At 59.3% G+C, this 13,239-nt stretch carries 6 protein-coding genes; 1 reads left to right on the forward strand and 5 read right to left on the reverse strand.

Features of this window, described 5'->3' with window-relative positions:
- Positions 1–34: 34 nt before the first annotated feature.
- Positions 35–9,022, forward strand: coding sequence for a hypothetical protein (locus tag ACJ77P_RS01150; protein ID WP_408998801.1), 8,988 nt, complete (start codon positions 35–37; stop codon positions 9,020–9,022).
- Here ACJ77P_RS01150 and ACJ77P_RS01155 read toward each other — a convergent pair.
- The 5 genes from ACJ77P_RS01155 to ACJ77P_RS01175 form a co-directional block, all read right to left on the reverse strand.
- A complete protein-coding gene (locus ACJ77P_RS01155) occupies positions 8,970–10,121 on the reverse strand; it encodes a TolB family protein (protein WP_408998802.1) in 1,152 nt (383 codons plus the stop codon). The two genes, ACJ77P_RS01150 and ACJ77P_RS01155, sit on opposite strands and share 53 nt — an antisense overlap.
- On the reverse strand, positions 10,118–10,780 hold the full coding sequence (locus ACJ77P_RS01160) for a hypothetical protein (protein WP_408998803.1): 663 nt from the start codon (positions 10,778–10,780) through the stop codon (positions 10,118–10,120). Before ACJ77P_RS01160 ends, ACJ77P_RS01155 begins: the two co-directional genes overlap by 4 nt.
- A 10-nt stretch (positions 10,781–10,790) precedes the next feature.
- Positions 10,791–11,636 carry an NAD(+) diphosphatase gene (gene nudC, locus ACJ77P_RS01165; RefSeq protein ID WP_408998804.1) on the reverse strand — a complete coding sequence of 282 codons (846 nt, stop codon included), beginning with the start codon at positions 11,634–11,636 and terminating at the stop codon, positions 10,791–10,793.
- Positions 11,637–11,702: 66 nt separating this feature from the next.
- Positions 11,703–12,212 carry a thiol peroxidase gene (gene tpx / locus ACJ77P_RS01170; RefSeq protein ID WP_408998805.1) on the reverse strand — a complete coding sequence of 170 codons (510 nt, stop codon included), beginning with the start codon at positions 12,210–12,212 and terminating at the stop codon, positions 11,703–11,705.
- A gap of 142 nt (positions 12,213–12,354) precedes the next feature.
- The gene (locus tag ACJ77P_RS01175; protein WP_367360498.1) at positions 12,355–13,194 is read right to left on the reverse strand and encodes an alpha/beta hydrolase; all 840 of its coding nucleotides are present in this window, start codon (positions 13,192–13,194) and stop codon (positions 12,355–12,357) included.
- Positions 13,195–13,239 lie beyond the last annotated feature (45 nt).

Raw genomic sequence — 13,239 nt, forward strand, 5'->3', positions numbered from 1 at the left:
GAAAACAGAAGGGTTATCGATTCAGGAGGCGTTCATGAGTAACACTCGAAGGGGAAGATTCAACATTCTTTTGTCAGTCTGGATTGCTCTTGCAAGCCTGCTGTTATTGGGCGCGGCTTCCATAAGCCGGGCTGATGACCTTGGCGAGCATATTCTCATGTCGATCCTCAAGGGAGATAAACCGACGGATTCGGCCCTGCTGCTCATGACCCGGGATCTGAAGTGGTACGAACAGAACATGAGCCGCCTGCCAGAGGCCCTGCAGAGCCGCGTGCAGCAGATCCGTGTGAATGTTGCCGGAGAGTCCGCCCAGATGGCGGCCCGGTCGCTGGGCGAAGCCGAATCGGTTTTCGCGGCAACGGGAAGCTGGAAACCGGGACGGGACGCCGACATCCTCTATCTCGGCAAGAACGGCGACAACGCGGCATCCGCCATCGAGTCGAGTTTTGACACGGTGACGGGCAGGATTCTCAGAAACGCCGGGAATGATCCCATTCTCAGCAAGTATCCGGGGGAAGTTCCGAAAAAGCTCTCCGCGGGCACCCTGGCCGTCTGCACGACGGAGTTGCCCAATTACGGCTACCGCAACCTCCACGACGCCTACAAGAAGGCAAAGGATGCCCTGTCACGGGGAGACTCGAAGGATGACGTCGTCCGCATGTTCCGCGACGAAATCCGTAATGCCATGACCAACAACGTCAAGGCGCATTTCGCTGCGGCCTCCAATCCCGACTACTATGGCGGCGCGACGGGGCAGGAGTGGTTCCGGAAGACCTACCTGGACGATCCCGGCAGGACCCGCGTCTTTGCCCAGGATGCCAACGGCCAGTGGACGCTCCGGCAGGGAGGTATCCAGGCCCTGCCCGACGAAATCGTCGAGCGGATCGGCTTCGGAGGCCTGGGGGGCGGGCAGGTCAAATTCACCAAGATCGCCTCGGACTATTCCCTCTTCTTTGCCCATATGCACGGCGGCCCTTCGGACAACGCCAAATACGCCATGCGCGTCTGGAAGGACATGGGGCTCAACGCCATCCAGGATCTTACCGAAGAGGAATTGAAGGTCCTGGCGGCGGCCAAGGCGGTGAGCAACAACCCCTCGCGCGCCAATCAGATCCTGGCCGAACTGGGCATGGGCAATGTGGATGACTTCAACCGCGGCATCAGCAATATGCTTTTCCGCTGGACCGAGTCCCAGATGATGAAGGACATGGGACGGATCGTCGCCGAACTGGGTTCAAGCTCGGCCCGCTCCTTGGACGATATCGAGAAAATCATGCGCGAGGCCAAGGGCAGCATGGACCTCAACGAGATCGTGGCCGGACTCAACAAGCTGAAGACCGCGCCCAACGGCAAGGCCCTGCAGGAGCAGCTGCTGGAAAAACTGAAGACGAAATTCGGCGATACCGATGCCGGCAAGGCCGCACTGCGCTTTGTCCTGAAGAACCTGGGGCTGATGGATGAGGGTGGCGAACTCACCGGCCGGATTCTCAAGATGCTCGCGAAGATGGGGCGGGTGAACAAGGCCGACCTGGAGGCACTCGAGGCGGGTGGAGAGCTTTCGGAAGCGTTGCGGGGGCAGGTGAACCGGGTGAAAAAGGAACTGATCGCCCTGAACGCCGGGAGCATGGTCAGCCTGGACGAGACTCTTGACCTGGAGCGGCTGATGGAAGACTGGCGCCGCTCTCAGCCTGCCGCGATTCTCCAGTCGCCCGATGACGAACTGAAAAAGCTGCTGAAGGAGATGCGGGAAGCTTCTGAGAGCGACCTGAAGAAGATCGGCTGGCGTTCAGAGGAAATCGCCGTCCAGAACAAGATCCGGGCCGGTCTCAGCCCCGAAGAGCAGATGGCGAAAATGAAGGGATTCTGCGCCAAGGCGCAGCCGCGCATCGCAAAGGGGGGAGGGACGCTGCGCCAGCTGCAGTCCAAGGTGCGGGATCTGATGTTCAATCCGGCCTATACGAAATTGGGAGATCCGTCGATCAGCGTCGGCGCCTTCGACGCGGTCGTGGGTGTGGCCGCTGCGCTCTATCAATCCTACGATATCCTGAACGGTCCAGCGATGAGCCCGGAGGATGAGGCCCTGGCCCTGGAAAACGCCTGGGTCACCTCCCTTCCCATTGTGGGTGATTTTGCCCAGGGGCTGATATCGGGCGGTCAGGCATACTATGAAGGCGACGCGTCAAAGGCCCTGGATGCGGGCCTCTGGGTGACCATCGGCATCATGGGTTGTGTCCCCGGCGGGCAGCTGCCGGCGGTGGTGACCGGCATTCTGATGGCGACCAAACCGGTTGCGACGGCGGCCTACGAGGCTCGCCAGGCCCAAAACCTCATCCAGGCCTGGGTGGAATCGGGACTCTGGACGAATTCGAAGCCCAGGGAACTGCAGGGGCTCTTCGACCGCCAGGGGCTGCGCCACCCCATTACCTATGAATGGCTTCTCACCGATAAGGGGAACGTCGCGTACTCCTCCGCGAAATTCGGAGACGTGACCATCAATGACTCCATCCGCGACTACGCCGAAAAGAACATCATGCCGCAGTATCCGTCCGTCAAGGCGCTGCGCGACGCACTGAAAAGCGTCTATCCGGACTTCAACGACAAGGAATGGGACGACGAGTTCCTGGTGAAGATCAAGATCGAGGCCCGGGGCGGCAAGGGAAGCAAGATCCTCTTCGCCTCCTACAACCGGGTCCGGACCGCCGCCCTGAATCAGACCCTTTCCCATCTGAAGAAATGGGCGGAGGACGAACTGCGCGCCGCGAAAGACTACGATGCCGAAGTGACGCGCCTGCGCGACGAGCTGAAAAGGCTCGAAGAGGAGCTGAGAACGTCCAGCCTGGTGAGCAATGCCGACGCCTCGGTGGAGGCCTACTCCCGCGTCATCAAGAATGTCTGGGAGCAGGAGAGTCTGCCGCTTTCCAAAATGCGCATCTATGAGCATTATGTGAAGAGCTATGGAGAAATGGCGGGAAAGCTCCGCCGTGTGACGGACCTGCTCAGCGAAGCGTCATCGCCCTATGTTCCCTCCAACTGGTACCTTACCGGTTATCCGGAGTTCGACAAGGGGCGCATTTCCAAGATGCTCGCCATGATGGAAGCCGGTAGAAAGGGGATTATCGAGCAGATCGAACTTTTCCTGAAGGACATGAATTATTCGGAAACCCGCTACGACAGGAACAATGAATGTCACAAAACGGTTTTCGATCTCCTGGCGCCGCTGCGCTACAAGGTGGCCTTCATCGAGAACCTGATCGAATACTACGATCACCTGGCGGGGGGGACATCGACATGGGGAAGCTCTTATGAGGCGGCTCAGCGGCGGTATGCCGAAGCCCGCGACCGTGCGGCCCGGGCACCGGACTTTTCGATGCGGGCCGCCATGGAAAATGCCGCCATGCAGGACGCCTTCATGACCTTCGTCTTTTCTCTTCCCTACGGGCTTGCCTCCGGAGAGGCCGCCCTTTACAAGAGCACGGCACGCGATTTCGAGGTGCGCCTGGTGGGAGCACAGAAGGAGTTCGAAATCGCGAAAGGAGAGGGAGGAAAGGCCTACCGAGCCCTTCAGGCCTGCCTGGTTGGCGAGCTGCAAATCGATCTCCTGCTGAGCAATGCCACACCCGAACAGGACGAGGAGGTTTCGGCGACCGCGAAGGTGGTTGCGGGAAAGCTTCATCGGGACGTGATCTGGGATTGGCGGTTTGAAGGCGGGTTGAAGAAAAAAGAGATTCATGCCGATTCCGCCTCCTTCATCGTTTCCGGAAGAGGGCGGCTGACGGTTCGGCTCTACGACTGGTGGAACCCGGCGACAGGAAAATACGGCAAGGTTCTGAAAGAGAAATCCGTGGATATCGCACCCAAGGAAACGGCGGCATTGACCCTTATCGTTTCGGGTCCCTCGGAAACGGAAGTCGGCAAACCGGTCACCTACAACGTTTCGGTCGCCACAAGGGACCGGGCCCAGCAGAATCTTCTCGCCAAATCACGCATCGAGTGGCGTGTCAACAACTATCCCGTGGGTGGAAGCGACAGCTCACTCTCCTTCTCTCCCAAGGAACCCGGGTCCTATACCATCTCCGCCGCGGCGGTGATGGACACCACGGCGGGGAAAAAGACGGTTGGGACGTCATCCCGGTCGATGCTGACCGCCAGGGCTCAGAAAAAGGATGAGCCGAAAACGGATGACGTCAGTAAAACCAGTGACGGTACGGCTTCCGGGATGGATGGAGCGGACGGCAAAAAGGCGCCGCCGCCATCCTGCTCCTACGAGTATTCCGAATGGGGCGAGTGCAACAGGGGAACCAAGAAGCAGACACGGACCGTCATTGCGAAAAGCCCGGCCGGATGCGTTGAAACGTCCAAGCCTTCGCTGGAGCAGGGCTGCACCCCTCCGCCGACGGATGAAGAAAAAAAGAACCTGTATTTCAATTGCCTGTGCCGCTGTTCAAGCGGATGGGCGGGCCACATCGGCGTCTGGTATGATCCGCAGGGAAAGTCCGTTCCGGAATGCGACAGCAGCGGTCCCTGCTTCGGCGGCGCCGGGGCCTTCGGCTGCACAAGGCGCCATTTCTTCGGCGGACCGAGTGACTGTGCCAAGGGGTGCTGGGAAGGCGCCTTCGGCAAGGATACCTACGATCCGAAAAAAGCGGATGCCCTGAGGAAGAAGGAGAACAAGAAATACAAAAAGCCTCTGACGGTCAAAATCAAACCGTCGAAAAACCCCGCCGATTTCGGCGACATCATCACACTTCAGGCTGAGGCTGCCGAAGGAAGCGGCGGATACTCCTTTGTCTGGAGCGGCTGCGCCCAGGATGCGAAAGAGGCGCAGGCGAAGGTCGTCAATACCAGGGAATGCAAGGCCTGTGCGGCAAGCGTCACGGTTACCGACATGGACGGTGACAGCGCCTCGGATTCCGTGACCATCCAGTGCAACACCTTGACAGTGAAACTCACCAAAGAGAGCCCCAAGGAAGACAGCGTTCCCGTGGGCGGAAAGGCGACATTTCTTGCCGAGGTCTTCTCGGGCGACAAGCCCTATACGGGATCGACGCTCTTCTATCTCTGGGAAAGAAATCCCGACGCCATCTTCGGCGACCCGAAGAATCCGAGCTACGAGACCTCAGGAGGGTCCCAGGCACGGAATACGGCCACCTTCAGAAAGTCGGGAACAACCCCCGTCTGGGTGACGGTGCAGAGGGAAATGGAGGGCGGCAAGGTCACCGTCGGCGAATCGGAACAGATTCCCATTTCCGTCGTCAATCCCGAACTGACGGTGACGGTGACTCCGGAAAAGCCGAGCATCGGGCAGGAAGTCAAACTTCAGGTCCAGTCCCAACCGGCCATGGGCGAGGACATGATCGGCTTCTGGTGGGACATTCCGGGATACTGGAGCGGCACCGGAGACAAGGCGTCCTTCAAACCCAAGGACGGCAAGCCGGTTAACGTGACGGTTCACGCCAAAACCAAGGACGGCGGAGATGAGGTCGGCACCAAGGAAGTGACGATCACCGCCCAGGCCTATAATGTCTCCATCAGCGAACCGCGGTACCTGGAATCGCCACCGCAGATCTGGAAATGCGATACGCAGCTCGGTCAGGCCCAGAAATGCGGAATGGTGACGGTTAAACCAAATGAATTTACCGTGTTTCGCGATATCTTCCTGAAGGCGACCATTACCCCCCAGCCGGAATCTCCCCGCTACCGCTGGTCGGTCGACCCGGCGGGGAGCTGCGGCATGCCGGGCAGCGGCAGCGAAATCCGCATCAATTGCAGCAACACCGGCAGTTATACCGTGAAACTGGAGGTTACTGACGCCGAGGGGGTGAAGCTTGGTGACGCGGCCCAATCGGTGAACATCTCCATCTCTAAAGAAGCCCTGGAGGGGTCGGACAAGGCCAGGCAGGCTGTGGAAAAACTTGTGAAGGCAAAGGGGCTCGTCGCTCAGGGGAGCCTAGATGAGGGGATTGTGCTGGCCGGGGAGGCGGCGGCTCTGAATCCGAAAAATACGGAGGCGGCCACCCTGGTCCGGAATTGGACGGCGGAAAAGCAGAAGGTCCTGACCCATGTGGAGTCGTGCAGGAAGTTCATCGAGTCGAGTAAAATTTCCGAAGCGAAAAAGGAACTCGACGAAGCGGCTAAACTCCACGGAAAGTACAAGCCGGTTCTTGAAGCCGGGGATCTTCTGAAAAAGAAGCAGGAGGAGATCGCGAAGGCGAAGAATCAGCAAACACAGAAGCTTTCCCAGGCCAGGCAGCTTGCCAACCAGGGAAAACTTGATGAGGCGGTCGCCCTTGCCGAGGAGGCTGCAAAAATGGACGCCGCCCTTGCCGCACCCGTGCTGGCCGAACTGGGGGGCGCAGCCAAGAAGAACGGCTGGGACGCCCTGCACAAGGCCGATTACACGACCGCAATCAAGCGGCTGGAGCAGGCCGTCAAGCTGAACCCTGCGGACGCCGACGCGAAGAAGAAGCTGAGCGATGCGAAGGCCTATGCGGCGCAGTGGCCCCGGATCGAGGCGAAGGCCAGGGAGTTCGACGGCTACATCGGGCAGAAGAAGGTCTGGTCCGCTCACAAAGCCATGCTGGAGCTGCAGGACATCCTGCGTCCCCTGGCGGCCGGCCAGTCGACGGAAAACCCCGTCTGGAGGCGGGTCAATGACGATCTGAACAAGGGGCTTGCCTGGTACACCGAGTTCTCGAAGCAGAGCTTTGCAGAGTGGACGCGCCTGTTCAAGGAGCAGGAATGGGAGCAGGCGGAAACGCACCTGAAGCAGGTGATGACCCAGGAGCTTTCTCCGGCCGATGTAAAGCAGTACACTTCGTCGCTGCAGATGGTCAATGCCAGGTTGGCCGAGCGGCGCGAAGCGATGCAGTATTACGAAAATGCAAAGGCGAATTTTGCAAAGGGAAGCCCGGCTGACGCCAACGGCCTGGGCGCGGTGGCGAAGGAACTGAAAAGCCGAGCCGGGCGCTTCAAACAGGGCGATCCGCGGCGCGGGCAGCTTGAGGACCTCGCTGCGGCCATGGAAAAGGGGCAGAAGGGCCGCAATGCCAAGGAATATGCAAAGACGTTTTTCGCCAACGGAGACCGCTATTACCAGGCCAATGATTTCGAACCCGCCGCCAGGCAGTATGCGGAAGGGCTGAAGGCGATCAATGAAAACGGCGACATCTCCGATCCCGACTATGCCAAGTATTATAAGCTTCTCGAGGACGCCTCGGCCAAGGACAAGCGGTTCAAGGAGCTTTATGCTTATGCCGCCGGTCTTGCCATGACGGACAAGCCCCTGGATGAAGAGACGATCAAGAAAGGGATCGGCGCATCGGAAGAGGCCCTGAAGATCCGTCCGCGAAACGGCGACATGGAGATTCACTGGAACAAACTGAAGTGGAAGCTCGCAGAACTCCAGCGGACAAGGGCGCAGCAGCAGGAGGCCGCACGGAAATGCGAGGCGAAATGGGTTGAGGGAACGGCACTGTACGATGCAGGGAAGCATGCGGAGGCGGCTGCGAAGTTCAGGGAGAACATCGCCTGCGCACCGGGCAACCGGGAACGGGAGGCTTATGTTCAAAAGCTCGTGGACACGCTGAACAGGCAGGCCGCCGCGAAACAGGCATGCCTGGAACTGCGCCGGCAGGGGGATGCCTTCGCCGCCAGGAAGCAGTATTCGGAAGCCGTGGGCAAATACCGCGAGAGCCTGCGCTGCCAGCCCGATCCGAAACTGGATGAGTATATCCGGCAGATTGAAGCGGAGATGAAAAAGCAGGCCGACGCCAAGGCGAATGCCGCCCGCGCCAGGCAGCTGCGCGCGGAAGGCGAGCAGCTCCAGAGCTCGAAGCGTTATCCGGAAGCGGTTGCCAGGTACAAGCAGAGCCTCGCCCTTGTGCCGGACAAGGCCCTTTCCGATCATGTGGCCCTTCTGGAGCGCGAATTATCGAAGCAGGCGGAACAGAAAACCCTTGCCGACCGGCTCTGGAAAGAAGCGACGGCGTCCCTGAACGCCGCAAGGCCGGAAGAGGCCCTTTTGAAATTCAGGGAAAGCGTGAAGGCCTGGTCCGATCCGACCCGCTCCGCCTACGTGGCGGATCTGGAGGGGCGCAAGGCGCAGGCCAAGCGCCTGCGGGCTGAGGGTGCTTCCCTTCAGCAGCAGCGGAGACTGGCAGAGGCGATCTCAAAGTACCGCGACAGCCTGAACTACTGGCCCGACCCGGCCTTGAACAGCCACATAGCGCAACTGCAGTCGGCGGCGAATAAACCGCCGGTGCAGAAAACAGCGCCGTCGCCCATTAAGACGACGCCTGTGAACAGCTCGAAGGCAAAGGTGATTTTTGACAGCGGTAATATCGGCGGCGTTTACAACAACCCCACGAAACCGACGGTCATAACCGTTTCGACCCCGCATGTCATCACCCTTATTCAGAATTACCACTGGAACAACGCCAGGGGATCGCGTCCCGGCACGATAGCCCTTCGCAGTTCCGCCGGCGTTCTGTACGGCCCCTGGCAGACAGAGGGAATGGATGGCCAGGGCGGCGTCAAAAATGCCAGCTGGATCTGCTATCCCAATATCACCGTTCCGGCGGGTTCGTACACGGTTGTCGATTCCGAACCCTCGACCTGGGCGCACAACAGCCAGTCCGGTGGCAGGGGATTCACCCGCGTTGACGGGTATCCTGCGGGGTCTTCAGCCGTCGGCAGCCTGAGGGCCACGCCGCCGGTTTCCGGGATGGCGTCTGCCTCTTCCGTGACAGCGGAGTATAAAAACGCATCCCGGGAAAACGTTCATATCTTTACGGAGGGGGAATCCTTCTCTCCGTCCAACCGGCTGAAGCCGGGGGAAGAAAGGAACGTCAACGTCCGGCTTGGAAATGAAGGGGGAGTCACCTTCAAGGCGGGGCGTGGAGGAACGATTTTGGCCAGCGCCCGCTGGCAGGGTGCCGGCGGGCAGGCAGGGCGGGTTCCCATTGTTACCTTCAACGATTCGAACCCTTTTGGGATGCTTTCCGTGACGACAGGACTTCGATAGGGCCCGTCGAGTTTCCAGGCTTCAGCGCCGCCCCTGCGGGTTCGGAGGCGTCGGCGATGATCTGTTTCGGAATGGCTCCCGGCTTCAGCTCCAGGATCCAGAGATTGGAGGAAGCCTTTTCGCTCCAGCGGTTGACCCAGCGTTCAAAAACGATCGCCGTGCCGCTGCGGACAAAAGCAGGGCTGGCCCCGGTCGTTACATGGACCAGCCTTCCCGTTTTCCGGTCAACCAGGTGGATTGTGTCGTCCGAGCCTTCCGATGTTGCAGGAGAATAGCAGAGAACCGTCTGCCCGTCGGGGGCGAGGCTCGGGTTCCAGTGGGGTGTCGAGTCCTCGGCTTCGGGAGGGAACCGGAACAGGGTCTTCCCCTTCAGATCCGCCAGGGCAAAACCGCCCGAGACGTCGCTTCCGCTTTCCTGCCAGAGGATCAGCCGCCCGTCCGGCGAAAAGGACGGGTTGCTGTAGATGTATCCCGCATCGAGCATCGTCCCTGGATGGCGTAGCACGTTCAGGGTGCTTCCCGTCTTGAGGTCGGCGATGCTGACCGACATGGTGGCGTAGACCCGGGTTTCATCCTTCTCCCCTTCGTTCCGGACTTCCGAGAGGCCCACGAAGACCAGGCTCTTTCCATCAGGAGAAAATCCCGGATGCTCTGCCGCGAGAATCCCGTCGAACTTCATTCTGCGCGGCTTTCCGTCCGCGGCTTCAATCAGGTAGATCTGCCCGAAGCCCGTATCGGGGTAGAGGTCCTTCTCGGTGCGGCAGAAAAAGGCCACCTGCCTGGCGTCGGCTGAAAGGGCCGGCCCGCCGCAGTCCCCGATATCCGTCAGCCGGCGCTGACCGGTACCGTCCACCTTGGCGATCCAGATGTTGCCCTGGCGGACAAAGGCGACGGTTTCGGCGGCGGAATCCTCCGCCATGGAGGTTCCGGCCATCAAGGCGATGGAAGCAGCCGTTGCCAGCACCACCAGCAGAAAAAAAAGACGGCTTCTGCGGATCTCTGTAAAGAGGCCCCGCTTCGGAACCCCAGGCTCAACAAGGGATTCTGCTTTCATGGGAATTGCCGATCTCAGGGAAAGGATATGGCCGGATGCGTTCATTGTTTCACCTGTCTTCTGTATTCTTCGATGGGGATCACCCGGTCCGTTACCGCGTCGTAAAAGGAGACCTTTCCGTCGAAGGCATCGACAAGGAACGTCATAACGCGGACGGTGTGTGTTCCCTGGTCTTCCCCCACGTACACCTCATAGGCGGCGGCCGGTTCTCCCGGTTTTGCCTTTGCGTCAGGCTTGCCGGTGATCATGGTAAAGGGATGTACCTCCGTTCCATTCAGCCGGGTCGCAAAGGCTTTCACCTCGGGAAGATCCCAGACGATCTTTTCTGCCTCTGCTTCGGTGAGCATCCCGGGGTGCGTGGCTTTATTTTGCAGAGCCGTCTCATCTGCTGAAGGGCAGTCCCCGATGATTTCCATATCCGTCGGGCACACAAAGGTTCCGTTGTAGAGATCGATTCCTCCCGTGGCCCGGATCAGTTTCCCGTCACAGCCTGAGAAATCGAAAGGGATATTGCTGCAGGGGTTGATCCGGAGAGGCCGCTCATGGCGATACTGCTCCGGGTCCCGGATGAGCATATTTGCATTCTTGACGCAACCCGTAACCGGTTCAACCGGAACGGGCAGCGATGCCATGGCCGGCATCGGTTCAAAAAACGCCAGGCAGGCAAGGGCCAAACAAAAAGCCATCAGGGTCTTACGTTTCATCACCAGTCCCCTAAGGTCCAGTCGGTGCGTTTTTCTGCCGACTCGTTTCGACGAACCAGTCGATCAACCGGCGGGCGATGCTGATCTTTCCGGGGATGTTCGGCAAATTGTCCGGGTGAAACCAGCCGGCATCGGCAATTTCCGTTCGGTCGATTCTAAGTTCGCCGCCGGCATATTTCGCGGTAAAGCCGATCATCAGGGAATCGGGAAAAGGCCAGGGCTGGCTGCCGAAATAACGGACATCCCGAACCTTGATGCCCACCTCTTCCTCGATTTCACGGTGAACGGCATTTTCAAGGGTTTCACCCGGCTCCACGAAGCCGGCAAGAACGCTGTACATGTCCGCCTTGAATCTTGTGCCGCGGGCCAGAAGTACCTGGCCGCCCTTTTCCACCAGCATAATCACGGCCGGTGAGATACGAGGGAAAACCACCATCCCGCAGCCGGGGCATTGGCGGGCGTTTGCATCCTTCGCGGGGGACATCTTGCTGCCGCAGCAACCGCAGTATCGGGCCGTTTCCTCCCACTCCAGCAGATGCAGGGCCTTCATGGCAACGGCAAACAAGGGCTCGCTAAGAAATCCATGGAGTTCACGCAATCCGTAAAACCCCGATTTCGACGGGAGAGCAGCATGCTCTGAGACCTCGGCGAAGTAGCAGTCAACCCCCGCCAACGTTCCCAGGTGCTTCTCCCGGATCGACGAAAGGCCAAGCGATGCCGGATCGGCGATCAGGGGAACGGACACGGACCTGCCTTCTTCCAGCACCAGGATCTTGTGCGCTGCGAATATGAACCACCACGCCGGATCCATTTTCGCCGATGGCGGACATCCAGAGGGAATCCATGGCCCGCTCATCCGTTTACAACCCCTGTTGTTTGAAGCCAGTCTTCAGCCGGGTTCATATCGCGTTTCCCGATGTCCTCAAAGTTTTCCCGCCTCAGCAAGGGCCTTTCCGTAGTCCGGCTGATCAGCAATTTCGGATACGACCTCCATGTAGCGGATCACATCCGACGGATCGATGACAAAAATTGAACGTGCCAGGAGCCTCAATTCCTTGATAAGCACGCCGTAGGCATGGCCGAAGGATGCGTCCCGATGATCCGAGAGGGTCCTGATTTTCTCGATCCCGGCGCTGGTGCAAAATCGAGCGATTGCAAAGGGGAGGTCCATGCTGATATTGATGACGGATACCCCGTCTCCCAGGGTGCCGGCCTCCTCATTGAACTTCCGGGCCTGGAGGTCGCATACAGGCGTATCGAGGGAGGGTGTCACACTGATGACTTTGACCTTTCCTGCAAAATCGGAAAGCTTAACCTCGGTCAGATCCTTGTCCAGGGCCGTGAATTCCGGTGCCCTGTCACCAACTTTTACCTCGTTGCCCACCAAAGTCAACGGGTTTCCGGCAAATGTCACAATCCCTTTTCTTTCCATAACGTCACCTCTCGTCAGTGTTCTCCAACATGATTCCCTTTGTCGACATGTTATCATTCTAATGGGACGGTGTAACCTTCTCTATGAGGGCTATCGTGGGGCGCTCCATTGAACGGGCAGTAGGCAGGGATGACACCTGTCTTCACGGTCCTGACCTTTCGCCCCCGGTATTCAGAAAGTCCATGACCTCGTCCCACCAGTCCAGTTCGGGATGGCTCGGCCAGTCATTGTGCCCTGCGTTTTCAAAAGTCCACATGCGCTTGGGAGGAGAAAGGGCATGATACAGCCTCATCGTCAATTTGTTGGGGATGATTTCGTCCCGTCCGGACAGGATGACGGCGACTGGGCCTCCATAAGCATCCAGGTTCGCCACATTATCATAGCGATCGCTGAGAAAGAGCTTGACGGGGAGCCACGGGAACTGGGCTTTTGCTATTCCCAGCAGCGAATCCCACGGGGTAAGCAGGACGACGCCCTGCGGGCGCAGCTCCTTATCCGCAGCCAGGGCGGATGCCACGCCGCAGCCCAGAGATTCTCCCCAGAGGTACAAGGGACCGCCGAATTCCCCTTTGGCGCGAAGCGCTGCCCGCCGGGCGTCGGCGACAAAACTCTGTTCGCTCAACTCGCCGGAACGGCCGCCGTAGCCCGGATATTCGGCCAGTACGACGCGGTAGCCCCGCGCTTCCAGTGCGGCCAGATAGTAGGTCCGGAATATGGCGGGACCGCCGTTGCCGTGAAAGATGACGATCGTGCCCTTGAAATTCGCCGGGCCTTTCCGGCTGACGATGCCCTGATACCCTCCGTCTGGCCCGGGCCACAGAAGCAGGTCGTTCTCCGCAGTGTACCGCCGGATGTCAGCGATGGTGTATGACCCGGGGTAATAGAGCATGTTTTTCTGAATGTCGCATCCCAGGAGAACGGCGATGATGCTTCCCAGGATGCATCCCCTAGCGGTTTTCATCAGGATCTGTGTTGACGTCACAGTGTTTCTCTTCAGCCCCTGTGCCGATTTCACTTCTAAGGGCTC

It is taken from the genome of Syntrophus buswellii, assembly GCF_046097065.1.
Taxonomy (GTDB): Bacteria; Desulfobacterota; Syntrophia; order Syntrophales; family Syntrophaceae; genus Syntrophus; species Syntrophus buswellii.

Bases quoted from the DNA above. Each gene is read 5' to 3' on its own strand.
- ACJ77P_RS01150 (WP_408998801.1), top strand. From the start codon at position 35: ATGAGTAACACTCGAAGGGGAAGATTCAACATTCTTTTGTCAGTCTGG.
- ACJ77P_RS01155 (WP_408998802.1), bottom strand. From the start codon at position 10,121: ATGAACGCATCCGGCCATATCCTTTCCCTGAGATCGGCAATTCCCATG.
- ACJ77P_RS01160 (WP_408998803.1), bottom strand. From the start codon at position 10,780: ATGAAACGTAAGACCCTGATGGCTTTTTGTTTGGCCCTTGCCTGCCTG.
- nudC (WP_408998804.1), bottom strand. From the start codon at position 11,636: ATGAGCGGGCCATGGATTCCCTCTGGATGTCCGCCATCGGCGAAAATG.
- tpx (WP_408998805.1), bottom strand. From the start codon at position 12,212: ATGGAAAGAAAAGGGATTGTGACATTTGCCGGAAACCCGTTGACTTTG.